Origin of the sequence: Bradyrhizobium betae (genome assembly GCF_050632175.1) — a bacterium.
GTDB classification, from domain to species: Bacteria; Pseudomonadota; Alphaproteobacteria; order Rhizobiales; family Xanthobacteraceae; genus Bradyrhizobium; species Bradyrhizobium betae_B.
Window position 1 is genome coordinate 3,931,616 of record NZ_CP192576.1, and the last position, 24,293, is coordinate 3,955,908.

Genomic DNA, 24,293 nt, shown 5'->3' on the forward strand with positions numbered 1-24,293 from the left:
GATGGACCGTGGTTCACGTGCTGCAAGGGCGGGTTGCGCGTGCATCCGCCTGCTGGAATTTGCAGGGACGCGATGACGCTGCGCGCACAGCGTCCGGCGCGATGCGCCATGCGGCGAGCGCTGGAACCGGAACCCGCTTGCGCTCGTTGAGATGCCGATTATTCAACCGGAGACACCGATCCATGAAATCCCCGCTTCTCGCCGTCGCTGCCGCGGTTCTCATGCTGGGCGCGACCTCCGCCGCCAATGCCAAGGGCTGCATCAAGGGCGCCATCGTCGGCGGCGTCGCCGGCCACTATGCCGGCCATCATGGCGTCCTCGGCGCCGCCGCCGGCTGCCTCTACGGCCGCCACCACGCCAAGGAACAGGAGCAGCAGGACCGGCAGCGGCAACAGCAGAGCCAGGCGAACGGCCAGGGCAAGCTGTAGGATCAAGCTGTCGCCCCGCCGACGGTGCACTCCCTCGCCGCGCTCTTGTCCGCCGAAGCCTTGGCGAAGGCGGATGCGGGGCCGCGACGAGCTTCGCTCGCGCTGAGAGGGTTGGGGTGAGGGGAGTCTCCCCGGGGACGGTGACAGTCGGACTCGCGGAGAGTCCCCCTCACGCGGAATCCGTGCTGCGCGCGTATTCCGGCCTCTCCCCGCAAGCGGGAAGAGGCGAAGCACCGCGTGACCCAGCTCACATCGCGCCGCTCCCGGCACCGCTACCGTCATCGGCATGTCATCAGGGAGACGTGCCATGGCTTCCATCGCCGCCGGAAGAAAGTCCCGACTTCATAACGCGATCGAAGGCCTCGCGCTGACCGCGACGCTGCAGAGCTTCCCGACCTTCGCCGCCGCCGCCTTCCTGCTCAAGCTCTGCGGCAACCACGACCTGGTCGGCGACCCCGGCGTCGCCATCTTCGTCGCCGTCGCCTCGCTCGCCCACGCGATGCTGGCCGTGACCCTCGGTCCGAGCTTCCCGCACCTGTTCAAGACCGTCTACGAACCGAAATTCTTCGAGGCGCACCTGTCTCTCGCCGACAAGATCACGGCATGGCGCACCCAGCCGGTCGCCTCGCTCCAGCTCGTGACCATCGTGCTGCTGCTGTCGGTGATGGCGGTAGTGACGGCGAGCGTGGGGTGAGGACGAAAGCAATTACGAAGTCCGCGGTCTGCCCCTTCTCGCTTTAGTTGAGCATACTTGTGTTGCACCTTCAAATGTGCACTTATTCGAAGCTGGGATTCCGCATATTTTGTCTAGCTGATTGTGGGAAACGCATTGCCCGTTGAGGTCCCGCCAGCCCGGGCCACCCTTGCAGCCGCAACCCTCGCAGTAGCAGTCCGCAATGGCGGCGCGAACAGAACAGCTCAATAGGAAGGCTGCACCTAGTAGTACCCGATCTATTTTGAACATTCACATGAGCCAAGCTTTGCCCGAAAAATCATTCGGTGGACGTCACTTGAAAGCGCTACCGGCTTTATTTCTTTTCGTGCTGGCGTCGTGCGGTCAGCACGTGCCGACCATAATGGGCAGATGGAATGCCGAAAAATCTCCGGCAATATCGCTATATTTCTATCCCGATGGGACAGCTTCGTTATCAGGAACGGGTCTACTCAGATTGGAATGGAAGGAATTGAGCAACGAGATTGTGCGGATAGATGTCCTGGAAAAGAAAATCATCTTTCATTTCAAACTCAAGAAAGATGCTCAGGGCACCTATGGAACACTTGAGTTAGCTGGGTACGATACGCTGGTGTTCCGCAAAGAATAACGAGCGCGCTCGTCAGCGATATCAAGGAGGTGATCGTTAACTGTCCATTTACCAATCTTCAATACTTAGAAGCGATGCTTCAGCCTAGAAAGCGTGACAACATCATCTCGTTTCCTGTGTCATCGCGAAACGAGGCAACGTGCTCAAGCGTGCCTAATGTGGTGCGGGGCCTGACTGCCGGTGAGTTGAAGGGACTTAGCTCCTTAGACAAGGCAATGGTAGGCTTGATCTTCTCAGTGCGAAATTTGGCCAGCGGTAGAATTGACCTCTTGCATGCTGAGAGAGATGTTCAAAATATTATCTCCATTCTCAAGAAGCGATTTGCGGGCGACGACTAATTCGTAAACGCCTTTAGGGTGTTCGCTAGGTTGGTCTTGTGATTATCGATAATCATGTTCATATCGTTGAGCGATTTGTTCATTGCCGACTCATAGCGTTCATAGGCCCGTGCTGAGCGCATGTCATGGATGCTTTGATCAATTCTGCCGGCTCCTAAATCTTTGCGCAGCTTATCTTTCGTGGCCATGTACTGATCAGTGAAGCCGTCTTCGAATTTATCAATTAGGTCGTTCAAGACGTGCTGCATCTTTGCTTCTTCCGTCACGAGAAACTGTTCGACCTTTGTGACTCGAACGGAGTGTGCAGCTTGATCAACCTTCTTATAGAAGTCCAAATCGAGTCGGGCTCGATGCAACATTAGTTCTGTTTGGGCGCGCAACTCGTTCTTTAGGACCTGCTTTATCTCTTCGCGCGCGATCCTCCGTTCGGCAGCACTGATTTGAAGTCTTCCCAGTACTCCTAGCCGCTCTTTCATCGTGCTGGCCAGGTTAAAGGAATCCGGGGCAAAAGGATGAGTTGCCATTGAGCTTTCGCCCTTGGGCACGAGGTCCTTCGGGCTCATTACCTCGACCTTTCCGGTAGTCCTGTTGCCGTCACTCATGGACAATCCTCCCTCGGAATGATGCCGACCTACTCTACTAAGCTGCAGCAGCGTCAGATGAATCCTTCAATCCAGTCGCTGCCGTTTCGCGAATCGCTATCTCAAGATCTTGCTCGGCTTCGATCTTTCTAGCGGCCTTGTCTTGCATCTCGACTTGATGGGATTCCTTGGTCTTCCTTAATTCCACCTGCGCTCTTATGACTTGGCCATACGCAGTCAGCGGAGAGAAAAATGCTTTTGCCAGAACCGGAACGACTTCCAGAAAGACAACAAATAATAGGGTCATTACAGCAAACAGCGAAACTGTAGTTCCGTGCTTTGGATCCCTCTTAAGCTCGGCAAATGCCGTCATTCGCGATAGCGGATCGTTCTTCTTTTGTTGAAATTCAGGGCTCGCGAAGGCTGCTCGTTGAAATTCATCGAGCTTTCGTGTTCGTGCGATCTCTAGTGCTGACAATTCAGCGCGTGCGCCGTCAATTCGGCGTCGCAACTCGTTTCGTTTGTCTTGAGAAGAACTCCTATCATCGTTGCGACGTACAAGCGCCTCTTGCGAGAGGGCCTTCTGCGCCTTCGCGAACTCTTCCCTCTTAGCAGGTATTGCGAGTATCTGGCCTTGAATGTCAGAAAGTCGAGCCTCGTAGAGTTCCTTTTGCTTTTTGCGAATTGGAATTGAGGGCCCATCCCCACCTTTCCGCTGCTGTTTGGTTTTATAGCGCGCCCCAATTCTTCCGCGTTCATTTCTTCCTGATATTCGAGGATTTTGTCGCGAAGTATTTGGGCTTGGGCGCGAAGGCCTTGTTCAACTTTCTCCAAATTCTTCTTCTGTTGTTCGTAGTCGTCGAATTGCACCTGTGCTGCGACATCCAATGGGGCGTCGTCTGTAAGTTCCCGTTGGTAGAGAGCCTCAAGGTTAGTCAGGTTCTTCCGCTGTAACTCAATCTCGTTATCAAGATCGCGCTTCTCTTTGTTTATCCGGTCGTAGGTAGGCTTGTTGATCGAGAGGTGATCAATTGTAATCTTCTCCGTGATGCTATCCGAAAATATCGCGAGCTCCAGGAATGTTGAGAGTACGAAAGCGATTCCAATAGAGATTGTAAGGCGAACTGCGATGCGGAAGATGTGCCATGCGGCCTTCTGATAATTCTCTGCGGAGGTTTGAAGAAACCAATCTGACTGAAAGAATGCTCGATCAAACATAAAAATCGTAAGAGCGACGACAGCGGAGACGATTACTCGATTTGCTGGCTCTACGACGACGTAGCCTGAAGAGTAATATGTGATCCCGAAAATCACAGTGAAGGACAGCGAAAGTGAAAAACCTAAATGCCCAGCCCAAATACGGTCGGTGCGGGGGCAGTCCACCACAGCCTCGTGATCTATTCCTGCTATAAAGCAGAACAGACGAAGGATGCGCGCTTGGACGTTTTCGAAGAATCGTGAAAACATCTAATGTATCAACAGTGGTCGAATTCTCGATCTGCGCACTTGGACCCCCATGGAATAAAACGAGGCGCGCGAGAAGGGCTAAAATACAGTTAAAGATTGTAGTGTGCCGGGCCCTGCCGTCAAGCGCGTTGGGTTGAAGCTAATGCCGTCCGAATCCAAGGGTTGTATGTTACCTCTTCTTCCACCCACCCCGTCGCCCGGGCATCCCACCCGTCGACTTCGGCGCCGGCCCGAACTCCGGCCCCGACTGCCGCGAATCCGTCGGCTGGATGATCCGGCTCTCGCCGCCGAAGGGCTTCGACGGCAGCGCGCGGTTTTCGCGGTAGGGCAGCGATTCCGGGCCGTGCATCTCGTCGAGATGCGGCTTGTGCACCTTCGAGCCGCTGCCGCCGCCGCTCGCCTTCAGCGCGGAGCTCACGGTCTTTTTCTTCATGGCGCTGACCGGCAGATTGGCGGAATCGCCGTACTTCTTCGTGCCGGCATAGGCGCCGGCCTTGCCCTGCACGGTGCGCTGCTTGGCGGTGGGATCGTCGACCACCGCGAGCTCGGTGGCGCGCAGGCGCTTGACTTCGTCGCGCAGGCGCGCGGCTTCCTCGAAGTTCAGATCGGCGGCGGCCTCGCGCATGCGGGTTTCGAGGTCGGCGAGCACGGCTTCGAAATTGTGGCCGATCGAGATGACGTCGTCGGTCATGTCGTGGCCGCCGATCTCGACCAGCACGTGGTCGCGCTCGTAGACGCTGTTCATGATGTCGCCGATCGACTTCTTGATGCTCTCCGGCGTGATGCCGTGCGCGGTGTTGTACTCGACCTGCTTCTCGCGGCGGCGGTCGGTTTCGGCGATGGCGCGCTGCATCGATCCGGTCATCTGGTCGGCATAGAGGATCACCTTGCCGTCGACGTTGCGCGCGGCGCGGCCGATGGTCTGGATCAGCGAGGTCTCGCTGCGCAGAAAACCTTCCTTGTCGGCGTCCAGGATCGCGACCAGCGCGCATTCGGGAATGTCGAGGCCTTCGCGCAAGAGGTTGATGCCGACCAGCGCGTCGAACGCGCCGAGACGCAAATCGCGGATGATCTCGATACGCTCGATGGTGTCGATGTCGCTGTGCATGTAGCGGACGCGAATGCCCTGCTCGTGCAGATATTCGGTCAGGTCCTCCGCCATCCGCTTGGTCAGCACCGTGATCAGCGAGCGATAGCCGGCCTGCGCGGTGGCGCGGACCTCGCCGACGAGATCGTCGACCTGGGTGCGGGCGGGGCGAATGTTCACCGGGGGATCGATCAGTCCGGTGGGGCGAATGACCTGCTCGACGAACACGCCGCCGCTCTCGTTCAGCTCCCAGCTGCTCGGCGTCGCCGACACCGCGACCGTCTGCGGCCGCATCATGTCCCATTCCTCGAAGCGCAGCGGGCGGTTGTCCATGCAGGACGGCAGGCGGAAGCCGTATTCGGCCAGCGTCGCCTTGCGGCGGAAGTCGCCTTTGAACATCGCGCCGATCTGCGGCACGGTGACGTGGCTCTCGTCGGCGAAAACCAGCGCGTTGTCGGGCACGTATTCGAACAGCGTCGGCGGCGGCTCGCCGGGTAGGCGACCGGTGAGATAGCGCGAATAGTTCTCGATGCCGGCGCAGCTCCCCGTCGCCTCCATCATCTCGATGTCGAAGGTGGTGCGCTGCTCCAGCCGCTGCGCTTCCAGCAGGCGGCCCTGGTTGTTGAGCTGGTCGAGCCGCATCTTCAGCTCGTATTTGATCGACTTGATGGCCTGCACCAGCGTCGGACGCGGCGTCACATAGTGCGAGTTGGCGTACATCTTGATGAATTCGAGCTCGTCCTGCTTGTGGCCGGTGAGCGGATCGAACTCCTCGATGGTCTCGATGGTGTCGCCGAACAGGTTCACGCGCCAGGCCCGGTCCTCATAGTGCGCCGGGAAAATGTCGATGACGTCGCCGCGCACGCGAAACGTGCCGCGGGTGAAATCGTGCTGGGTGCGCTTGTACTGGAGTGCGACGAGGTCCGCGATGAGCTGGCGCTGGTCGATGCGCTCGCCTTTCTTCAAGGCGAACGTCATCGCGGTGTAGGTCTCAACCGAGCCGATACCGTAGATGCAGGACACCGAGGCGACGATGATGACGTCGTCGCGTTCGAGCAGCGCGCGCGTCGCGGAGTGGCGCATGCGGTCGATCTGCTCGTTGATCGAGGAGTCTTTCTCGATATAGGTGTCGGTGCGCGGAACGTAGGCTTCCGGCTGGTAGTAGTCGTAGTACGAGACGAAATACTCGACCGCGTTGTCCGGGAAGAAGCTCTTGAACTCGCCGTAGAGCTGGGCGGCCAGCGTCTTGTTCGGGGCGAGGATGATGGCGGGGCGCTGCGTCGCCTCGATCACCTTGGCCATGGTGTAGGTCTTGCCCGAGCCGGTGACGCCGAGCAGCACCTGGGAGCGCTCGTTGCGCTGGATGCCTTCGACCAGTTCGGCGATCGCGGTCGGCTGGTCGCCGCGCGGCTCGTAGGACGACTTGATCTCGAAGCGCACGCCGCCTTCAGACTTCTCAGGCCGCGGCGGCCGGTGTGGCGTCCACACTTTCAGCGAGCCGTCGTTCTTGCGGAACTCGGGGCGGCCCTCGCGGATCAGCGATTCCAGCGCATCGGCAGTCGCCTTGACGCCGAGCGCCTCCATCTTGTTGCGCGGCGGCCGGGCGAGCGCCTCGGCGTCGTCCTCCTCGGTGGGAAAACCGAGCTGCCGCGCCAGTTCCGGATCGAGCGTCGGGATCGTGGCCGCCGTGCCGTAATTGGCCTGCGGCGCCTCGTCAAAACCGCTGCCTTCGCGGGCGCCGGGCGGTTGCGGATTGGGGCGCAGCGGCATCGGCTTCGCCAGATTCTTGGCCGCATCCTGCGGAAACGCCTTCGGCGTCGAGGCGCGCGCGCGGTGCGCGGCGGCCTCACCCCCGGAGCGGCGATCGCGCGAATTGTCCGGCGGCGGCTGCAGGCCGGTGCCCGAGCCAAGCCCGGCATCGCCGCGATTGATGGCGGGATTCAGCAGTTCGGCCAGCGCCGGCCCGATCGGCTGCACGTCAGGCCGATGTGCCTTGGAGTTTGGCGTCTTGGATTTAGGGGATTTTGGGGGAGCAGGTTTCTTCGCCATGAGGCGAATATGGGGCGAGTCCGCTCCTCAGAAAAGGGCGAATGCCCATCCGGGTGCAGGCTGCTGACAGCAGGTTGGCAGCAGTCGTTTCGGTCACGCCGCCGGCAGCGGTCCTCCGTCGTCCTCGGCCACCAGACGCGGCTCGAGGATGTCGAGATGGAGACCCCCGCAATCGGTGCAGCGCATGGCCCAGTACTCGCAGCCGGCGCGGCCGGGGATCACGCGCAGCACCGTGAGGTCGCCGTCGCATTCCGGACAATTCGACAGCACATTGCGGGCGTAAATCTTTGGCCGCGGGGTGTCTCCGCATTCGATGACTGACATGACCGGTTCCCCCTGTTGAGCTACGCCTGTCCCTGAGCCTGGCTGCAGTCGCGCTCGCTTATTCGTCGCTGTCGTCCGCGCGGCGGCGGAAGCGATCGATGTGGTGCTTGGCGTCGGCGATCGCCGCGTCGGGATCGGGCCAGGCGAAACCGACCTCCATGGCCGGAAACAGCACGCCGTCGATGGCAACCGGGCTGAAATCGGCGCGCCGGATACGGGCGTGCCACAGCCCCTTGCCAGCTTCGAAGGATCTCGATGTCAAAGCCGTCGTAAAGGGTCGTCATTGTAGTCCCCAAGAGTGTCTTGTCGGAGGGTTAGGGGACCACATTTGCCAGCTTCAGTATGTGAAGCCGTTCACAAGCGGCGGGCTTTTTTGTCCGGTATTGTCAGTTCCGTGTTGCAGCACGGCCGATCCGCCTGACGGGGCGGGCCGCGGGCCCCGACGCCGCGCGCATGATCCAGCGGCGGAACGCGGCAAAGTCGCGCTGCTCGGTCTGAAAGCTGCGATAGACCAGGTACCAGCGCATGCCCTTGGGCACCGAGAGGTCGAATGGCGCGACCAGCCGTCCGGCGGCAAGATCGTCGTCGATATAGGGCCGGATGCCCATGGCGATGCCGAGCCCGTCGGCGGCGGCCTGCAGCGCCTGGCCGTAGAACTGGAACTCCGGCCCGCGCGGATTGATACGGGGAGGTTCGCGGCCTTCAGCCAGATCGGCCAGTCTTCGGGCGAATGTTCGACGCGGATCAGGCTTGGGCCCTTCAGATCGGCCGGCCGCTTCAGCGATGTGGCCAGCCGGGGCACGCAGACCGGTGTGAGATCGCCGGCGAACAGCGGCTCGGCCACCAGCCCCGGCCAGTCGCCGGTGCCGAGCTTGATGCCGCAACTCCAGTCCTCGCCGAACGGCACCGACGCGCCGCCGGTGGTGAAGCGCACCTCGATGTCGGGCTCCTCGCTGCGAAACTCCGACAGCCGCGGGATCAGCCAGCGCATCGCAAACGTATGTCCGACGCCGATGGTGAGCACGCGGACGCTGGACGGCGCCGTCACCTGCGCGGTGAGGCTCGCCAGCGCATCGAAGATCGGCGTCAGCCCGCTCTGATAAGAGCGCCCGGCCTGCGTCAGCACCAGCTTGTTGGCCTTGCGCTCGAACAGCGCGACGCCGAGCCGGTCCTCGAGCAGATGCACCATGCGGCTGACGGCGGCTGCCGACACGCTGAGCTCGAGACCGGCCGCGGCAAAGCTGCCAGTCCGCGCCGCCGCCTCGAATGCCTTGATGCCGTTGAGAAACAGCAGCCGCCGCAAATGCCCCACCCTCAGGAAAGCTGATGCCAGGGCAAGATAACTCAGTTTGCGAAGAAGGAGCAAGGGAGGCACAAGAATGAAAGTAATTCCAAGGTTGTGTTTCAAGGGCAGCTGCCGCGTTCTTCGCCTCTCCCCGCGTGCGGGGAGAGGCCGGAATTTGCGACAGCAAATTCCGGGTGAGGGGGACTCCTCCGCGAGTCCAACTGCCCCCTCCCTTGCTGAGACTCCCCTCACCCCACCCTCTCCCCGCAAGCGGGGCGAGGGAGCGAAACAGCGCTACGTCCCTAACCTAACCCATCCACCAGGGGAGATTCCTCAGTGACGCCTATCATGATCGCTGCCCTTGGATTGCTGATGGTCGGCACCGCGTTTCTTTCGGGGTTGTTCGGCATGGCCGGCGGGCTGATCCTGATCGGCGTGCTGCTGGCCCTGATGCCGCTGCCGACCGCGATGGTGCTGCACGCGATCACGCAGATGGCCTCGAACGGCTGGCGCGCCTTTCTCTGGCGCGCGCATATCCGCTGGCGGCCTGTCGCGAACTACATGGTCGGCGCGGCGGTCGCGCTCGCGGCCTGGTCGCTGACCCGCTACGTGCCTGACAAGCCGATGGCGCTGCTGCTGCTCGGCGTCACCCCGTTCATGGCGCGGCTGCTGCCTTCGACCGTCAAGCCGGATCCCGACCGTCTCTGGCAGGGCACGGTCTACGGCACGATCTGCATGGGCCTGATGCTGATGACCGGCGTGTCGGGGCCGCTGCTCGACACCTTCTTCCTCGGAGGGGATTTCGGCCGGCGCGAGAAGGTGGCGACGAAGGCGATGTGCCAGCTCGTCAGCCACTTCACCAAGCTGATCTATTTCGGCGGCGTGATCGACCAGGCGGCGAGCCTCGATCCCGTGCTCGCCGGCGTCGCGATTCTCGCCTCGATGCTCGGCACCACGCTGGCGCGGCGCATCCTCGAAGCCATGACCGACCGGCAATTCATCGCCTGGTCGAACAAGCTGATCACCACCATCGCCTGCTATTACATCGCCTATGGCGGCTGGCTGCTGCTCCGAGCGCCGGTGCTGGCCGCTTTCGACAAGGGAGGTTTGCAATGAGCGAGACTGCAGATCCGCTGGTGCTGGACTTCGTCGAATGGGTCGCCCGCGAGCCGCGCGCCTATGCCGAGGTGATCGCAACCTGGAAGACCTCGTGCCCCCGCCTCACCATCTGGGAGGACGCCGCCGACCGCGGCTACGTCGCCCGCGAGACCCGGCCCGGCATCGGGCTGGTCATCGCGGTGACGGAAGGTGGCGAGCGGTTACTGTGCGCGAACGGGCGCTGACGCCTTCGCTCTTCCCACGCCCTCGCTGTCATCATCCGCGAAGGCGGATGATCCAGTAAACACCAGCAGTCATGTATCTCACGACCGCGGCGGCGTACTGGATGCCCCGCCTGCGCGGGGCATGACAGTGGAGTTTGCCGCGCATCTGCCTCCACATCGTCATTGCGAGCGCAAGCGAAGCAATCCAGAATGCGCCCGCGGCGGCAGTATGGATTGCTTCGCTGCGCTCGCAATGACGGAACACTTGGAGTTGCCTCTGCATGTCCCTCAAGCTCTTTGAACTCGTCGGCACCGACGCCTCGCGCCCGTTCAGCCCGTTTTGCTGGCGCACGCGGATGGCGCTCGCGCACAAGGGGTTGGCGGCGGAATCGCTGCCCTGGCGCTTCACCGAGAAAAGCGTGATCGCGCCGCACGGCTCGGAGAAGGTTCCGGTGCTGCTGCATCACGACAAGCCCGTCGTCGATTCCTGGGCGATCGCGAATTATCTCGAAGACAATTTTCCAAACCAGCCGTCGCTGTTCGGCGGCGAGGGCGGCCGCGCCATGGCGCGCATGATCAACGCCTGGGGCGACATCGCCATCGTCGGCGGCATCTTTCCGCTGATCGTCGCCGACATCCCGAACAACCTCGCTGAAGTCGATGCCGCCTATTTCCGCCAATCGCGCGAGGCGCGCTTCGGCGGAAAGACTCTCGAAGAGGTGATGGCGAGCCGCGATGCGGGGGTCGTTACGTTCCGCAAGTCGCTCGAGGTGATGCGGCAGACCCTGAAGAAGCAGCCCTTCATCGGCGGCAGCGCGCCGAACTATGCCGACTACATCGTGTTCGGCGGTTTTCAGTGGGCGCGCGTCACCAGCCCGTTCAAGCTGCTGGAAGCGGATGATCCGGTTTACGCGTGGCGCGAGAAGCTGCTCGATGCGTTCGACGGTATGGCGCGGAAGTCGCCGGGGCATCCAGTCCAAGCTTCGTAGCCCGGATGGAGCGCCAGCGAAATCCGGGGCCGGCGCTTGCGGATTGAGTCCCGGATTACGCTGGCGCTCCATCCGGGTTCCGTGCCGCCTCCGCTGCCGCCTTGCGTAAGCAGTCCCGGCACAGGCAGTCCTCGCCCTTGACCGGCATCGGCAGTCGCGCCGTCTCCTCCGCGCACCAGCACTTGCCCGAGAGGTCGCAGCCGAACGCGGTGCCGCAGCGGGAACAGGTGAGGCGGCGTGGTTCAGGCGCCGCGGATTCTTTCGGATTTGTCATGATTGCCGCAAAATCTTCGCCGTCATTTTCATGTCGGGTTCATCTCCCGCTGCGGTATATTAAGCGCTGCGCATGGACTCGCAAAGCGGTTGGCAGCGCGCGAAGGACAAATCGATGGCCCGCGATCTCGCAAGCCGCCCTGGTTGCGGTCAACCGTTTCGGCTTCGGCGCTCGCGGCGGGGCGTCCGGCGATCTCATCAACGCCGCCAGCGACCCGCGTGGCTTCGTGAAGGCGGAACTGGCGCGTCCGAATGGCGTGCTGCTGGAGGCGCCCGGCCTGCAATCGACGCCGCAGCTCGGCCAGGCCGTGTTTGCCTATCAGGATCAGGTCAAGCAGGCGCGCGAAGCCGCCAAAGAAACGGCCAAAGCCGCCGCGCCCGCCGAAGCGCCGCAGCAAGCGCCGGCCGATCAGAAGCCGGGCTTGCGCCGCAATCTCTCGCTGAACACCTTGGCGGCCGAGATGGCCGGCCAGATGGCCGAGGCGAAGTCCGCCGACGTCACGGCGAAGCCCGAGACCATGCAGCCGAATACGGCGGCGCCGCCCGCCGCAAAGCCGGCCCCGCAGCCGCTTAACGTGATCCAGAAGACCTTTCGCGCCGAGGCGCTGGCACGGCTGCAGCGCGCGACGCTGGTGGAGTGCGGCTTCACCGAGCGTCTCGTCGTGTTCTGGTCTAACCATTTCTGCATCTCCGCGAGCAAGGGCGAGCTGGCGCGGATGTGGGCCGGCGCATTCGAGCGCGAGGCGATCCGGCCGCACGTGCTCGGACGTTTCGCCGACATGCTGAAGGCCGTCGAGCAGCATCCGGCGATGCTGTTCTTCCTCGACAACCAGCAATCGCTCGGACCTGATTCTCGTGCAGGGCAGAACCGCAAGCGCGGGCTGAACGAGAATCTCGCGCGCGAGATCATGGAGCTGCATACGCTCGGCGTCGGCGGCGGCTACACGCAGGAGGACGTCACCTCGCTCGCGCGCATCATCACCGGCTGGACCTTTGCGGGACGGCAGGGCCAGTTAGGGGCGCCCGGCGCCTTCGCGTTCAACGCCAATGCGCACCAGCCGGGGACGCAAATGCTGCTCGGCAAGACCTACGAGGCGACGGAGCTGGCACAGGGCGAGGCCGCGCTCGCCGACATCGCACGCCATCCCTCCACCGCAAATTTCATTGCCACCAAGTTCGTCCGGCACTTCGTCGCCGACGATCCGCCGCCGGCGCTCGTGGCGCGCTTGCGCGACGTCTTCGTCAAGTCCGACGGCGATCTCAAGGCGATGGCGACGGCGCTGGTCGATTCCGACGAGGCTTGGAGGGCGCCGCTGACCAAGATGCGCTCGCCATATGACTTCCTGGTCGCGAGCGGCCGGCTGCTCGCGCGCGTGCCCGAGGATCCCGGCCCCTATCTCAACGGCCTCAATCTGCTCGGCCAGCCCTTGTGGACACCGGCGGGGCCGAATGGCTTCCCGGACACCAACGCGGCCTGGGCCGCGCCAGAGGGCCTCAAGCTACGGCTCGACATCGCGGCGCAACTGGGCGCGCGGCTCGGCAACAACATCGATCCGCTCGACCTGCTGGAGTTCGCCGCCGCGGATGCGGCCTCGATCGACACGCGCAAAACCATCGAGCGCGCGGAATCGCGGCAGCAGGCGCTGGCGCTGTTGCTGATGTCGCCGGAAATGCAGCGGAGATGACAATGATCGACTGCGTCGAGAACCGCCTCCTCACCTCGCGCCGCGGCCTCCTGCTCGGCGGCGCGTCCTTCGCGGCCTGGGCGTACCTGCCGAAATTCGCGCGCGCGGCCGACGGGCGCGATCCCAGGCTGGTCGTGGTGATCCTGCGCGGCGCGCTCGACGGCCTTTCGACCGTCGCGCCGGTCGGCGACCCCGACTATGCCGGCCTGCACGGCTCGATCGCGCTCGCCGCTGACGGCGCCCATCCCGCCCTCATGCTGGATTCCTTCTTCGCCCTGCATCCGGCGATGCCGGAGTTTGCGCGCATGTACCGCGACAAGCATGCCGCGGTGATCCATGCGGTTGCGACGCCGTATCGCGACCGCTCGCATTTCGACGGCCAGGATGTGCTCGAAAGCGGCTATGCCGGTCCCGGCCGCGTCCAGTCCGGCTGGCTCAACCGCGCGCTCGAAGCGCTGCCGCGCGGTGAGCGCGTGTCGAGCGGTCTTGCTGTCGGTCCGACCACGCCGCTGGTGCTGCGCGGCAATGCGCCGACCGTCGGCTGGGCGCCGGTCGCGCTGCCGCAAGCCGATGACGACACCGCGATGCGGCTGGTCGATCTCTACCGTCACCGCGATCCTGCGCTGGCTTCGGCGCTGTCGCAAGGCCTCCAGCTCGACAAGGTCGCAAGCGGCGACGACATGAAGCCCAAGCGCGGCAACCAGGTCGCGCAGATGCGCCAGGTGGCGCGCGGCGCGGCAAAGTTGATGGCCGCCGATGACGGCCCGCGCATTGCCGCGCTCGCCTTCGACGGCTGGGACACGCATGCCAATGAAGGCGGCCCGGTCGGGCGTCTCGCCTTCCTGCTCGGCGGGCTCGACGGTGCGCTCGCCGAATTCGAAAGCGGTTTGGGCGAACGCTGGCGCGACACCGCCGTCGTGGTCGCCACTGAATTTGGCCGCACCGCGCGCATCAACGGCACCGACGGGACCGATCACGGTACCGGCACCATCGCACTTCTGGCGGGCGGCGCCGTGAAGGGCGGCCGCGTCATCTCGGATTGGCCGGGCCTCAAGCTCGCCAATCTCCATGAGGGCCGAGATCTGAAGCCGACGACCGACTTGCGCTCGGTCATCAAGGGCGTGCTGCAAGGCCAGTTCGGGCTGTCGGATCGCGTACTGGCGGAAACGGTATTCCCGGACAGCACCGCAGCGCGGCCCATGAAGGGATTGGTTGCTTAATCTCTCCCCGCTCGTTGCGGGGATCCGGGTGAGGGGCAGGGCACACTGTTGCCAGAAGGGAAGTCTATCCAACTCGCACAACAGTCGTGCGCGCGGCACGCGCTTCGCCTACAATTCAGACCGAACTCGCGGAGGCGGCCCCTCACCCCACCCTCTCCCCGTAAGAACGGGGCGAGGGAGTGAGAGAGCGGTGCTTCGCTGACATCAGGAGATCGCACCCATGTACATCGCCATGAACCGCTTCCGCGTCGCCAAGGGCTCCGAGCCCGCCTTCGAGCAGGTCTGGCTTACGCGCGACACGCATCTGGACAAGGTGCCGGGCTTCGTCGAATTCCATCTGCTGCGCGGCCCCGAGCTCGAGGATCACACGCTTTATGCCTCGCACACGATCTGGGCGAACCATGCCGCGTTCGAGGCCTGGACCAAATCGGAAGCGTTCCGCGCGGCGCATGCGCGGGCCGGCGATAACAAGCCGACTTATCTCGGTCATCCCCAGTTCGAGGGCTTCGAGGTCATCCAGACGGTGGGCGGCGGGACATAGCCCGCCGCGCCGTCGAGATCAGCCCTGCGTGATCTTGTCGATCTCCGCCATCTCTTCCGCGCTCAGCTTCCACGCGATCGCCTTGACGTTCTGCTCGATCTGCTCGGCGCGGGTCGCGCCGGCGATGACGCTCGAGACCTGCGGGCGGCCGGCGAGCCAGGAGAAAGCGAGTTCGAGCATGGAGTGGCCGCGCGCCTGCGCGAAGGCCTGCAGCTTCTCGACGATGGCCTCGTTGCGCGGCGTGACGTAACGGTCGCGCAGCCGCGGCGTCTGGCCGAAGCGGGTGTCGCCGGGGGCGGCTTCGCCCCTCTTGTACTTGCCGGTCAGGAGTCCGCTGGCGAGCGGGAAGAACGGCAACAGGCCGAGCTTGTATTCTTGCGCAGCAGGCAACAGGTCCTTCTCGATGTCGCGTACGACCAGCGAATATTCGTCCTGGCAGGAGACGAAGCGGCTGACATTCATCGCGCGAGCAACGTACTCCGCCTCCGCGATGCGCCAGGCCGGAAAGTTCGAATTGCCGATATAGCGGACTTTGCCCTGACGGACGAGATCGTCGAGCGCGCGCAGGCTCTCCTCGATCGGCGTCAGCGGATCGTAATCGTGCTGCTGGTAGAGATCGATGTAGTCGGTCTTTAGCCGCTTCAGGCTCGCTTCCACGGCAGCCATGATGTAGCGGCGCGAGGCGCCCTGCTTGGTGCCGTCCTCGGCCATCGGCTTGGAATATTTCGTCGCGAGCACGATGTCCTTGCGGCGATCGCCGAGCACGGCGCCCAGCACGTTTTCCGAGCCGCCCATGTTCGAATAGATGTCGGCGGTGTCGAACAGCGTGATGCCGAGATCGAGCGCGCGATGGATCACCTTGCGCGAGGCTTCGAGGTCGATGCGCTGGCCGAAATTGTTGCAGCCGAGCCCGACCGCGGACACGCGCAGGCCGGAGGCGCCGAGATTACGAATTTCCATGGGAGGTCCTGTCAGGAGAAAGCGGCGCCCATTGTGACCGCGGTGCGCCGCAGCAGCAAGGCGCGCCGGCCGCGCTGCTGCCATGCTTGGCAATCGCGGGCAAAAAACGCGGCCCCTGTCAGACGCGGCGACTGACGGGGACCGCTTTGGGGCGCTTGATCGGTGACGGGGGCCTGATCAGACGCAGCTGCAACCTAGTCCCGGAGTGTTACGCGCCGGTGACAGGCAGAGTTATCCACAGGGCGTCTGGCTGGCGAAGATCAGAAGACCTTGCGATAGACGATGAAGCCCGAGCGCTCGGCAACCTTGTCGTACAGGCGCTGCGCCGTGACGTTGGTCTCGTGCGTCTGCCAATAGACCCGCGACGCGCCGGCGCTCTTTGCGCGCTCATACACACCATGGATCAACGCCGAGCCGACGCCCTTGCCGCGCGCGGCCTCGCTCGTGAACAAATCCTGCAAATAGCACGACGGCTCGATCGCGGTGGTGCTGCGATGAAACAGATAGTGCGTCAGCCCGAGCAGCTTGCCCTCGCTCTCGGCGACCAGCGCATGCACCGGCTCATAGGCATCGAAGAAGCGCTGCCACGTCATCCTCGTGATCTCGGGCGCGAGCGCGGTCGGGCCCGAGCGGCCGTAGAAGGCATTGTAGCCGTCCCACAGCGGCAGCCACTGATCGTAATCCTGCTTCGTGACGGAGCGAATGCTGAGCGACATCTGAAATTTCCCGCGGCCGATGGAGGCCCTTCATACGTGATGATGGGCGCGCCGATCAATCGTGCTCTCGCATCACTCCGCGACGCCCAGATGCCGGATCAGCCTGCGGCCGGTGGGATCGCGCAGCGAGCGGTAATAGTCGGCGCGCGAGGGCGCGTCGGTGTGGCGCACGAGGTCGGTCACCGGCGTATAGCTGAGCATGCGGCCGCCGTCGGGCAGCACGGCGCAGACGAAGCGCAACACCTCGCCACTGCGCAGATTGATGTTGATCGGCGTGGCGTCGCCGATCCGCACCGTCTCCATGCGTTGCGCGATGAAGGTGCCGAGCTCGTCTTCCGGCAGCTCGAACGTGCCGGTGTCGCGGCCGTGATACATCAGCGCGACGAACGGCGGCTTGCCGTCGGCGATTTCGTCCGGAAGCGCGAAATAGTCGCGAAAGGCGCGATTGATGAATTCGGCCCGCGTCTCCGCATCGAGCAGCACGATGCCGATGTCGACCTCGTCGAGCGCCGCCGACAGCCGCGCGGCAGTGGCGTGGCTCTTTCGCTCGGCGGCGAAGGTGCCGAGCAGCCGCTTACGCATCAGGCCGGTGATGCCGGCGGTGCCGAAGGCTGTGATGGCGAGCAGGCCAAGCCGGACCAGATCCGCTGCTGCGCCGAAGGATACGCCGTGACGGCTGAGGAAGAACAGCGCCGCGCCGATCACGGCGAGCGCCGCGCTGGTCATGGCCGGGGCGAAACCCGCCAGCGCTCCCGCCAGCGCGACGATGCCGACGAGCAGCGGCGCGGGCGAGGGGACGGGGACATGACGATCGAGCAGGATCGCCAGCAGCACGACCGCTGCCGTCAGCACGGGACCGGAGATCGCACGCCATCCGAATCGCATGGGCCTGACTCGTCCTTCCTGAACGAGATAAGGCCGCGACACTGACTGATCGTTGCGCGGTTGCAGTGCGAAATCGCGCGGAACGCTTAAGAAGCGGCTGTGAGAGCGCGCAAAGCTTTCGGAAGATTTTAGACCAGATGCGTGTGTCTGAGGCGCTGCTGCTGCGCAGGCGCATTCAGCGTCGAGGCCCCCGGGCTCTTGCGCATGCCGGTGAAGATCAGCAGCGATGCCGCGACCAGGATGGCCGCAGTCAGGGTGATTGCAACGACGACCACAGGTGATTTCATCGAAATCCTGTCGCGATACCGGTCGAGGCGGGCCAGATTGAAGGTTTCCTGGCGCCGTGAAGCATGATCCGGAATGAAACGGGGATCAGACCGGCAGACCGATCGCCATGGTCGCCTTGGCCATGGTCACCTTGGTCGACAGCACCGTCAGGGTGACGATCAGACACAGCGACAGCACGGCGACGGCGAGTGAGGCCGCAACCGCGTTGGTTAACCGGGAAGATGCGACGGTATCGGGACGGCCTTGAAAGCCTGCCGTGCCGGACGCCCGAATCATGGTCTAAATCCTTCAACGTGCGGACGAATCACCCGCGACGCCGAACAACTTCACAATTTCAACCGGCAATATTGCGGCGGCTCCTGCGATGAAAATGGCGGGATTGCGGCAAAGGTTAGCGATATGCCCGTAATTCTTGATGTTTGGGCGGATCAGCCGCGAACTCGGTGCACCTCGCCCGCTTGCGGGAGAGGTCGGCGCGAAGCGCCGGGTGAGGGTTCTCTCCGCACGGGGAGTGTCCCCATGCGGAAACACCCTCTCCCCAACCCTCTCCCGCAAGCGGGAGAGGGAGCTCACCTTCAGGCCCCCGCCGCGATGCTGGCGGGGTTGTCGATGTCGGCTGGCCGCCAGTCCATCGCCACGAAGCCGGGAGCGGCCTCGACGCGCTTCAGCCAGTCCCGGATCGCAGGGAAGGCCATGAGGTCGAAGTCGCAGCGGTCGGCAAGGTGGGTGTAGCCATACAGCGCGATGTCGGCGACCGTGAGCTGGCGGGCCGCGAAATAGGCGTTGGTCTTGAGATGGTTCTCCATCACCTGGAGCGCGCCATAGCCGCGCTCCATCCAGTCCTCCAGCGCGTGGACCTGCAGGTCGCGGCCACCCTTGACCAGCGACAGCCAGAAATAGGCCGCGCCGATGTTCGGTTCGAGCGCGTGCTGCTCGAAGAACATCCACTGCAGCGCCTCGGCACGGTCGATGCGGTTCTCCGGCGCCAGCGGCGTGCCGACGGCGACGTACCAGAGGATGGCGTTGGACTCGGCGAGATAGCGGTCGTCGCCGACCTCGAGCAGCGGCACCTGGCCCGACGGGTTCTTGGTCAGAAAGTCCGGCGTGCGGCTCTCGCCGCGCAGAATGTCCACCTCGACCGCTTCGTAAGGCAAATTCAACAGCGCCAGCGCAAGGCGGACCTTGTAGCTGTTGCCGGAGCGCTGCATCGAATAGAGCTTGTACATTCTGAAGATGATTCCGGGCACGGGAAGACGCTGCGCTTGTTGCCCCGCAACGCGGCTAAACAATGATGCCGATGCGAATCCGCTGCAAGGGCCAGCCCATAGAAAAACTCGAAAACCCTACCGCATTGCAATGCGGCGGAAGATCATTTCCGTGCGGACATGCAACTCAGTTCACGCTTGCGTCACCGCGCGGACGCATCGTGCCGTGCATTGGTGTGAGGGCAGGATGATCGCACGCACATTGGCTTCAGGGCGTTAACGTTTCCGCATCGTCATGGCCGGGCTGACCCGGCCATCCACGTCTTGGCGACGTGGCACGAAGAACGTGGCGCCCGGGACAAGCCCGGGCATGACGACCTGCTGTTTGATCGGGAACGGCGCAAAATTGCTCCGAGGACAGGCCTTGCGGGATATGAGCGTTTCCGGCGGCAAAGTTTCGGAAAATTGCGGCAAATCGCACCTTGAAACGCTCCAGATCCGCAAACTTTTGCGAGATTGGGCCGAAGTTTCTTGCGGTGCACCGGCACACGTTTTAGGGTGTCTGCATTCCCACAATCGGAGTCGTGAGGCCAAAGGGTTCACGACGCTTGTCAGGAGATGACGATGTCCTTCCTTGCCGCTGCGCTCGACCGTGTGAAGCCGTCCGCGACCATCGCGGTCACGGATAAAGCACGCGCGCTGAAAGCGGCGGGCCGCAACGTCATCGGCCTGGGTGCCGGCGAGCCCGACTTCGACACGCCGGCCAACATCAAGCTGGCGGCGATCCACGCCATCGAAGCGGGCAAGACCAAGTACACCGCGGTCGACGGCATTCCCGAGCTGAAGGAAGCCATCATCGACAAGTTTCAGCGCGAGAACGGCCTCACCTACAAGCCGAACCAGATCATCGTCGGCACCGGCGGCAAGCAGGTGCTTTACAACGCGCTGATGGCGACCATGAATCCGGGCGACGAGGTGATCATCCCCGCGCCGTACTGGGTCAGCTATCCCGAGATGGTGGCGCTCGCCGGCGGCGAGCCGGTGTCGGTGGTCTGCACCGCCGCGACCGGCTTCAAGCTTCAGGCCGACGCACTCGAGAAGGCGATTACGCCGAAGACCAAATGGGTCATCCTGTGCTCGCCGTCGAACCCGACCGGAGCTGCCTACACCAGGGCCGAGCTGAAGGCGCTCACCGACGTGCTGGTCAAGCATCCGCATGTGTGGGTGATGACCGACGACATGTACGAGCATCTCGTCTACGACGACTTCCAGTTCACCACCATCGCGCAGGTCGAGCCCAAACTGTACGACCGCACCCTCACCGTGAACGGCGTGTCGAAGGCCTATTGCATGACCGGCTGGCGGATCGGCTATGCCGGTGGTCCCGCCCAGTTGATCAAGGCGATGGCGACGATCCAGTCGCAGTCGACCTCGAACCCGTCGTCGATTGCCCAGTGGGCTGCGGTGGAAGCGCTGAACGGTCCGCAGGACTTCATCCCCGCCAACAACAAGGTGTTCAAGGAGCGCCGTGACCTCGTGGTCTCCATGCTCAACCAGGCCAAGGGCATCGAGTGCCCGCGTCCCGAAGGCGCCTTCTACGTCTATCCGTCCTGCGCCGGCACGATCGGCAAGACCGCGCCGTCGGGCAAGGTGATCGACAATGACGAGACCTTCGTGACCGAGCTGCTCGAGACCGAGGGCGTTGCGGTGGTGCAGGGTTCGGCGTTCGGCCTTGGACCTGCATTCCGCATCTCCTACGCGACCAAGACCTCGGACCTCGAAGATGCCTGCAAGCGTATCCAGCGCTTCTGCGGTAATCTGCGGTAAGATTGTCGCGACAACATTTGGAATGGGCCCGCTTCGGCGGGCCTTTTTATCTCATCACGAAATCTGGCACCGAGATCACTCTTGTGGCATAGAACCCCCGCGCGACTTGCATCGTCCCTTCCCATGCTCGCGTCACATTCATTGCCGGAGATATTTCATGCGCCGTTCACTCCTTCTAGCCGGGCTTGCCGCAGCCAGCCTCGTTGCTTCCGTCACGGGCGCCAGCGCGCAATCGCGGATGGTGAAGGTCGGTGTACTCGAATGCCGCGGCGGCGCTAGCGTTGGGTTCATCGTGGGTTCCGTGACCCATCTCGGATGCGTGCTCCGCGCAGACGGCCTGCCGGAGGACCGCTACGTCGCGACGATCCGCAAGGTGGGTCTCGACATCGGCATCACCCAGGAGACGGCACTGGCGTGGGGCGTGTTCGCACCGGTAAACCGGCTCGGTCCCGGTGATCTCGCCGGCAACTACGCGGGCGCGCAGGGCAGCGCGTCGGTTGGCGTCGGCCTCGGCGGCAACGTACTGGTCGGTGGCTCCAACAATTCGATCGCGCTTCAGCCGCTCAGCGTCCAAGGCCAGGTCGGCCTCAACGTTGCGGCCGGACTCGAGAGCCTGGAACTCCGTCCGGGCCGTTAAGCGCTCCTTACTGGAGGTGTTGATTCACCTCTCCCCGCTGGGGAGAGGTGAAACATCGACGACGCACCGCAGCGATTTTTGACGCTTGCCAAATCTCAGGGACGGGCAGAGCATCTGCGCTTGCCGACCCAATCATGGGCCGAGCTCCACACCAAGGAGGCGGCGAAATGGGACAAGACGTCAGAAGTCCCCCAATCAATAAACCTTTGGGTCCACGGTGCATCGCGCTGGTGGGCCCTTTCCAAAGCGGTAAAACCACACTTCTCGAAGCGATCCTGGCGCGAACGGGCGCCATCCCGCGCGCCGGCAGCGTCGACGCCGGAACATCGGTCGGCGACGCCACGCCGGAAGCCCGACATCACAAGATGACCGTCGGCCTCACTGCCGCCACCACGAGTTTCATGGGCGACAGCTACACCTTCCTCGATTGTCCCGGGTCCGTCGAGTTCGCACACGACATGCGCGCCGCGCTGCCCGCGGTCGACGCCGCCATCGTGGTCTGCGAGGCCGACGAGAAGAAGTTGCCGCAGCTTCAGATCATCCTGCGCGAGCTGGAGGAGCTGAAGATCCCGCGTTTCCTGTTTCTCAACAAGATCGACCGCGCCAACAAGCGCATCCGCGAGACGCTCGCGACGCTCCAGCCCGCCTCGCGCGTGCCGCTGGTGCTACGCCAGATCCCGATCTGGAAGGATGAGCTGATCGAAGGCTTTGTCGATCTCGCGCTGGAGCGCGCCTTCATCTATCGCGAGCACAAGGCCTCCGAAGTGGTCGCGCTCGCAGGCGGCGATCTCGATCGCGAAAAGGAGGCACGCTTCTCGATGCTTGAGAAGCTCGCCGATCACGACGACGCGCTGATGGAGCAGCTGCTCGAGGACATTCAGCCGCCGCGCGATGCCGTGTTCGACGACCTCGCCCGCGAATTGCGCGAGGGGCAGATCTGTCCCGTGCTGCTGGGCGCCGCCGCGCGCGAAAACGGCGTGCTGCGACTGATGAAGGCGCTGCGCCACGAGGCCCCGGGCATTGCGGAGACCGCGAAGCGTCTGGGTGTGCCCGCCGGCAAGGATGCGCTCGGCTTCGTCTTCAAGACGCTGCATTCGCAGCATGGCGGAAAGCTGTCGCTGACGCGGCTGCTCGCCGGCCATCTCGACGACGGTGCCACGCTGCAATCGGCCTCCGGCGGATTGAGCCGCATCTCCGGCATCCTTGCGGTCAACGGCGCCTACGACACCAAGCGTGCCGTGGCCGAAGCCGGCGACACGGTGGCGCTCGCCAAGCTCGATCCCGTCAAGACCGGCGACACGGTCTCGACCGGCAAGACTCCGCCGGATGCGCTGGCCGCAGCGGAGCCGACGCCGCCGGTGCTGGCGATCTCGATCGCCGCCACCGACCGCAAGGACGACGTCAAGCTCGGCCAGGCGCTGGCGCGGCTGCACGAGGAGGATCCCTCGCTCGTCGTCATGCAGAACGCCCAGACCCACGACACCGTGCTGTGGGGGCAGGGCGAGATGCACCTGCGCGTCGCCAGCGAGCGGCTTCGCGACCGCTTCGGTATCAAGCTCACCTCGCATCCGCCCGCGATCGGCTATCAGGAGACCATCCGCAAGCCGATCACCCAACGCGGCCGCCACAAGAAGCAGTCCGGCGGCCACGGCCAGTTCGGCGACGTCGTGCTCGACATCAGGCCGATGCCGCGCGGCGACGGCTTCAAGTTCACCGAGAAGGTGGTCGGCGGCGCGGTGCCGCGCAACTATATCGGCGCGGTGGAGGAGGGCGTTGTCGACGGATTGACGCGCGGTCCGCTCGGCTTCCCCGTCACCGATGTGCAGGTGACGTTGACCGACGGTTCCTATCACAGCGTCGATTCTTCCGACCTTGCCTTCCGCACTGCGGCGCGAGTCGGCCTCAACGAGGGCCTGCCGCTATGCCAGCCGGTGCTGCTGGAGCCGATCCACGTCGTCGAGATCGTCTGCCCGACCGAGGCCACCGCCAGGATCAATGCGATCCTGTCGGCGCGGCGCGGCCAGATCCTCGGCTTCGACACCCGCGACGGCTGGAGCGGCTGGGACTGCGTGCGCGCCATGATGCCGGAAGCCGAGATCGGCGAACTGATCGTCGAGCTGCGTTCGGCCACCGCCGGTGCCGGCAGCTTCACCCGCCAGTTCGACCACATGGCCGAGGTTACGGGCCGCGCCGCCGACCAGATCATCGCCGCGCATCAGCACGCGGCGTAAGCTGGTAGGGACGCACGGCTCGTTCACTCCCCTCGCCCCGCTCTTGCGGGGAGAGGGTGGGGTGAGGGCTCCGCGAGCGCGGCGATTCATGTGGCCCGCGCCCCCTCCACGCGTCATTGCGAGCGCAGCAAAGTAATCCAGCGTCTTTCCGCGGAGGGATTCTGGATTGTTTCGTCGCAAGGGCTCCTCGCAATGACGGAGGAGGGACCTTGCGCTTCCTGCCAAATGATGTATTTTACATCATTGTACATGCGTCAGATATCAATTATAAGCTTTGATACGTGAGGCCAAGGTGATCACGTCATTCCAGATGCGGGCAGCCCGCGCGCTGCTTGGCATTGACCAGAGGACCTTGGCGGAACTCGCAGGCGTGTCGCTGCCGACCATCCAACGGATGGAGGCGAGCACCGGCAACGTTCGCGGCGTGGTCGAGACCTTGATGAGAGTGGTCGATGCGTTCGAGCGGGCGGGCGTCGAGCTGATCGGCGAACAGGCACGCAGCGACGGCGGCGGACGCGGCGTTCGGCTGAAAGAGCCGGGGCCGCCACGCCGGGTGGGGGCGTGATCCCGCGATGATCATGCTCGGGAGCAAATTGGACTAACGCACCGGGCGCGCCGAAGCACGCGGCCGCA

General features: G+C 63.7%; 22 protein-coding genes and 4 pseudogenes. 13 read left to right on the top strand and 13 right to left on the bottom strand.

Features of this window, described 5'->3' with window-relative positions:
* Positions 1-182 precede the first annotated feature (182 nt).
* From ACQ86E_RS18955 to ACQ86E_RS18965, 3 genes are all read left to right on the top strand, one after another.
* Positions 183-428 (top strand): hypothetical protein, encoded by a 246-nt coding sequence (locus ACQ86E_RS18955; protein WP_431201278.1) that lies wholly within the window; start codon positions 183-185, stop codon positions 426-428.
* Positions 429-735: 307 nt separating this feature from the next.
* Positions 736-1,122 (top strand): hypothetical protein, encoded by a 387-nt coding sequence (locus tag ACQ86E_RS18960; RefSeq protein ID WP_431201279.1) that lies wholly within the window; start codon positions 736-738, stop codon positions 1,120-1,122.
* Positions 1,123-1,396: 274 nt separating this feature from the next.
* Positions 1,397-1,750, top strand: coding sequence for a hypothetical protein (locus ACQ86E_RS18965; RefSeq protein ID WP_431201280.1), 354 nt, complete (start codon positions 1,397-1,399; stop codon positions 1,748-1,750).
* 334 nt (positions 1,751-2,084) lie between these two features.
* Here ACQ86E_RS18965 and ACQ86E_RS18970 read toward each other — a convergent pair whose 3' ends face one another.
* The 6 genes and pseudogenes from ACQ86E_RS18970 to ACQ86E_RS18995 form a co-directional block, all read right to left on the bottom strand.
* The gene (locus ACQ86E_RS18970) at positions 2,085-2,690 is read right to left on the bottom strand and encodes a hypothetical protein (RefSeq protein WP_431201281.1); all 606 of its coding nucleotides are present in this window, start codon (positions 2,688-2,690) and stop codon (positions 2,085-2,087) included.
* Positions 2,691-2,727: 37 nt separating this feature from the next.
* A pseudogene (locus tag ACQ86E_RS18975) lies at positions 2,728-4,136 on the bottom strand (DUF4407 domain-containing protein).
* A 169-nt stretch (positions 4,137-4,305) separates the two neighbouring features.
* Entirely contained in the window at positions 4,306-7,272 is a 2,967-nt protein-coding gene (gene uvrB, locus ACQ86E_RS18980) for an excinuclease ABC subunit UvrB (protein ID WP_431201282.1), read from the bottom strand.
* A gap of 93 nt (positions 7,273-7,365) precedes the next feature.
* Positions 7,366-7,596 (bottom strand): hypothetical protein, encoded by a 231-nt coding sequence (locus ACQ86E_RS18985; protein ID WP_431201283.1) that lies wholly within the window; start codon positions 7,594-7,596, stop codon positions 7,366-7,368.
* Positions 7,597-7,654: 58 nt separating this feature from the next.
* Positions 7,655-7,880 (bottom strand): annotated as a pseudogene (locus tag ACQ86E_RS18990) (hypothetical protein).
* 102 nt (positions 7,881-7,982) lie between these two features.
* Positions 7,983-8,899 (bottom strand): annotated as a pseudogene (locus tag ACQ86E_RS18995) (LysR substrate-binding domain-containing protein).
* Between the two features lie 318 nt (positions 8,900-9,217).
* On the opposite strand from ACQ86E_RS18995, the gene ACQ86E_RS19000 reads away from it, so the two are divergent.
* The 3 genes from ACQ86E_RS19000 to ACQ86E_RS19010 all read left to right on the top strand — a co-directional run bounded on the left by ACQ86E_RS19000 (position 9,218) and on the right by ACQ86E_RS19010 (position 11,192).
* Complete coding sequence (locus ACQ86E_RS19000) at positions 9,218-9,997, top strand: TSUP family transporter (protein ID WP_431201284.1); 780 nt, start codon at positions 9,218-9,220, stop codon at positions 9,995-9,997.
* Complete coding sequence (locus tag ACQ86E_RS19005) at positions 9,994-10,224, top strand: hypothetical protein (protein WP_431201285.1); 231 nt, start codon at positions 9,994-9,996, stop codon at positions 10,222-10,224. Before ACQ86E_RS19000 ends, ACQ86E_RS19005 begins: the two co-directional genes overlap by 4 nt.
* 260 nt (positions 10,225-10,484) lie before the next feature.
* A complete protein-coding gene (locus ACQ86E_RS19010) occupies positions 10,485-11,192 on the top strand; it encodes a glutathione S-transferase family protein (protein ID WP_431201286.1) in 708 nt (235 codons plus the stop codon).
* A 55-nt stretch (positions 11,193-11,247) separates the two neighbouring features.
* Here the strand turns inward: ACQ86E_RS19010 and ACQ86E_RS19015 are convergent, their stop codons facing one another.
* Complete coding sequence (locus tag ACQ86E_RS19015; protein ID WP_431201287.1) at positions 11,248-11,466, bottom strand: cysteine-rich CWC family protein; 219 nt, start codon at positions 11,464-11,466, stop codon at positions 11,248-11,250.
* Positions 11,467-11,580: 114 nt separating this feature from the next.
* Here ACQ86E_RS19015 and ACQ86E_RS19020 point away from each other — a divergent pair.
* The 3 genes and pseudogenes from ACQ86E_RS19020 to ACQ86E_RS19030 all read left to right on the top strand — a co-directional run bounded on the left by ACQ86E_RS19020 (position 11,581) and on the right by ACQ86E_RS19030 (position 14,911).
* Positions 11,581-13,150, top strand: a pseudogene (locus tag ACQ86E_RS19020) (DUF1800 domain-containing protein).
* 2 nt (positions 13,151-13,152) lie between these two features.
* Complete coding sequence (locus ACQ86E_RS19025) at positions 13,153-14,370, top strand: DUF1501 domain-containing protein (RefSeq protein ID WP_431201288.1); 1,218 nt, start codon at positions 13,153-13,155, stop codon at positions 14,368-14,370.
* A 220-nt stretch (positions 14,371-14,590) separates the two neighbouring features.
* Positions 14,591-14,911, top strand: a complete 321-nt coding sequence (locus tag ACQ86E_RS19030) for an antibiotic biosynthesis monooxygenase family protein (protein WP_431201289.1) — start codon at positions 14,591-14,593, stop codon at positions 14,909-14,911.
* Between the two features lie 18 nt (positions 14,912-14,929).
* Here ACQ86E_RS19030 and ACQ86E_RS19035 read toward each other — a convergent pair whose 3' ends face one another.
* From ACQ86E_RS19035 to ACQ86E_RS19060, 6 genes are all read right to left on the bottom strand, one after another.
* Complete coding sequence (locus tag ACQ86E_RS19035) at positions 14,930-15,871, bottom strand: aldo/keto reductase (RefSeq protein WP_431201290.1); 942 nt, start codon at positions 15,869-15,871, stop codon at positions 14,930-14,932.
* Positions 15,872-16,131: 260 nt separating this feature from the next.
* A complete protein-coding gene (locus ACQ86E_RS19040; RefSeq protein WP_431201291.1) occupies positions 16,132-16,587 on the bottom strand; it encodes a GNAT family N-acetyltransferase in 456 nt (151 codons plus the stop codon).
* Between the two features lie 72 nt (positions 16,588-16,659).
* Positions 16,660-17,472, bottom strand: coding sequence for a PAS-domain containing protein (locus tag ACQ86E_RS19045; protein ID WP_431201292.1), 813 nt, complete (start codon positions 17,470-17,472; stop codon positions 16,660-16,662).
* A 128-nt stretch (positions 17,473-17,600) separates the two neighbouring features.
* Positions 17,601-17,759, bottom strand: a complete 159-nt coding sequence (locus tag ACQ86E_RS19050; protein WP_431201293.1) for a hypothetical protein — start codon at positions 17,757-17,759, stop codon at positions 17,601-17,603.
* A gap of 85 nt (positions 17,760-17,844) precedes the next feature.
* Positions 17,845-18,036, bottom strand: a complete 192-nt coding sequence (locus ACQ86E_RS19055) for a hypothetical protein (RefSeq protein WP_431201294.1) — start codon at positions 18,034-18,036, stop codon at positions 17,845-17,847.
* Positions 18,037-18,335: 299 nt separating this feature from the next.
* On the bottom strand, positions 18,336-18,986 hold the full coding sequence (locus tag ACQ86E_RS19060) for a glutathione S-transferase family protein (RefSeq protein ID WP_431201295.1): 651 nt from the start codon (positions 18,984-18,986) through the stop codon (positions 18,336-18,338).
* 603 nt (positions 18,987-19,589) lie between these two features.
* Between ACQ86E_RS19060 and ACQ86E_RS19065 the strand changes: the two genes are divergently transcribed.
* The 4 genes from ACQ86E_RS19065 to ACQ86E_RS19080 all read left to right on the top strand — a co-directional run bounded on the left by ACQ86E_RS19065 (position 19,590) and on the right by ACQ86E_RS19080 (position 24,225).
* Positions 19,590-20,792 (top strand): pyridoxal phosphate-dependent aminotransferase, encoded by a 1,203-nt coding sequence (locus tag ACQ86E_RS19065; protein ID WP_431201296.1) that lies wholly within the window; start codon positions 19,590-19,592, stop codon positions 20,790-20,792.
* Positions 20,793-20,949: 157 nt separating this feature from the next.
* Positions 20,950-21,429, top strand: coding sequence for a DUF992 domain-containing protein (locus ACQ86E_RS19070; protein ID WP_431201297.1), 480 nt, complete (start codon positions 20,950-20,952; stop codon positions 21,427-21,429).
* 167 nt (positions 21,430-21,596) lie between these two features.
* Positions 21,597-23,660 (top strand): elongation factor G, encoded by a 2,064-nt coding sequence (locus tag ACQ86E_RS19075; protein WP_431201298.1) that lies wholly within the window; start codon positions 21,597-21,599, stop codon positions 23,658-23,660.
* A 292-nt stretch (positions 23,661-23,952) separates the two neighbouring features.
* Positions 23,953-24,225, top strand: a complete 273-nt coding sequence (locus ACQ86E_RS19080; RefSeq protein ID WP_375310978.1) for a helix-turn-helix domain-containing protein — start codon at positions 23,953-23,955, stop codon at positions 24,223-24,225.
* The last annotated feature ends 68 nt before the right edge of the window (positions 24,226-24,293 follow it).

Excerpts from the sequence above, each read along its gene's own strand:
- ACQ86E_RS18985 (WP_431201283.1), bottom strand. The coding sequence starts at position 7,596 with ATGTCAGTCATCGAATGCGGAGACACCCCGCGGCCAAAGATTTACGCC.
- ACQ86E_RS19005 (WP_431201285.1), top strand. The coding sequence starts at position 9,994 with ATGAGCGAGACTGCAGATCCGCTGGTGCTGGACTTCGTCGAATGGGTC.
- ACQ86E_RS19040 (WP_431201291.1), bottom strand. The coding sequence starts at position 16,587 with ATGTCGCTCAGCATTCGCTCCGTCACGAAGCAGGATTACGATCAGTGG.
- ACQ86E_RS19065 (WP_431201296.1), top strand. The coding sequence starts at position 19,590 with ATGTCCTTCCTTGCCGCTGCGCTCGACCGTGTGAAGCCGTCCGCGACC.
- ACQ86E_RS19025 (WP_431201288.1), top strand. The coding sequence starts at position 13,153 with ATGATCGACTGCGTCGAGAACCGCCTCCTCACCTCGCGCCGCGGCCTC.
- uvrB (WP_431201282.1), bottom strand. The coding sequence starts at position 7,272 with ATGGCGAAGAAACCTGCTCCCCCAAAATCCCCTAAATCCAAGACGCCA.
- ACQ86E_RS19060 (WP_431201295.1), bottom strand. The coding sequence starts at position 18,986 with ATGTACAAGCTCTATTCGATGCAGCGCTCCGGCAACAGCTACAAGGTC.
- ACQ86E_RS18960 (WP_431201279.1), top strand. The coding sequence starts at position 736 with ATGGCTTCCATCGCCGCCGGAAGAAAGTCCCGACTTCATAACGCGATC.
- ACQ86E_RS18965 (WP_431201280.1), top strand. The coding sequence starts at position 1,397 with ATGAGCCAAGCTTTGCCCGAAAAATCATTCGGTGGACGTCACTTGAAA.
- ACQ86E_RS19015 (WP_431201287.1), bottom strand. The coding sequence starts at position 11,466 with ATGACAAATCCGAAAGAATCCGCGGCGCCTGAACCACGCCGCCTCACC.
- ACQ86E_RS19070 (WP_431201297.1), top strand. The coding sequence starts at position 20,950 with ATGCGCCGTTCACTCCTTCTAGCCGGGCTTGCCGCAGCCAGCCTCGTT.
- ACQ86E_RS19035 (WP_431201290.1), bottom strand. The coding sequence starts at position 15,871 with ATGGAAATTCGTAATCTCGGCGCCTCCGGCCTGCGCGTGTCCGCGGTC.
- ACQ86E_RS19045 (WP_431201292.1), bottom strand. The coding sequence starts at position 17,472 with ATGCGATTCGGATGGCGTGCGATCTCCGGTCCCGTGCTGACGGCAGCG.
- ACQ86E_RS19030 (WP_431201289.1), top strand. The coding sequence starts at position 14,591 with ATGTACATCGCCATGAACCGCTTCCGCGTCGCCAAGGGCTCCGAGCCC.
- ACQ86E_RS19075 (WP_431201298.1), top strand. The coding sequence starts at position 21,597 with ATGGGACAAGACGTCAGAAGTCCCCCAATCAATAAACCTTTGGGTCCA.
- ACQ86E_RS19050 (WP_431201293.1), bottom strand. The coding sequence starts at position 17,759 with ATGAAATCACCTGTGGTCGTCGTTGCAATCACCCTGACTGCGGCCATC.
- ACQ86E_RS18970 (WP_431201281.1), bottom strand. The coding sequence starts at position 2,690 with ATGAGTGACGGCAACAGGACTACCGGAAAGGTCGAGGTAATGAGCCCG.
- ACQ86E_RS19010 (WP_431201286.1), top strand. The coding sequence starts at position 10,485 with ATGTCCCTCAAGCTCTTTGAACTCGTCGGCACCGACGCCTCGCGCCCG.
- ACQ86E_RS18955 (WP_431201278.1), top strand. The coding sequence starts at position 183 with ATGAAATCCCCGCTTCTCGCCGTCGCTGCCGCGGTTCTCATGCTGGGC.
- ACQ86E_RS19055 (WP_431201294.1), bottom strand. The coding sequence starts at position 18,036 with ATGATTCGGGCGTCCGGCACGGCAGGCTTTCAAGGCCGTCCCGATACC.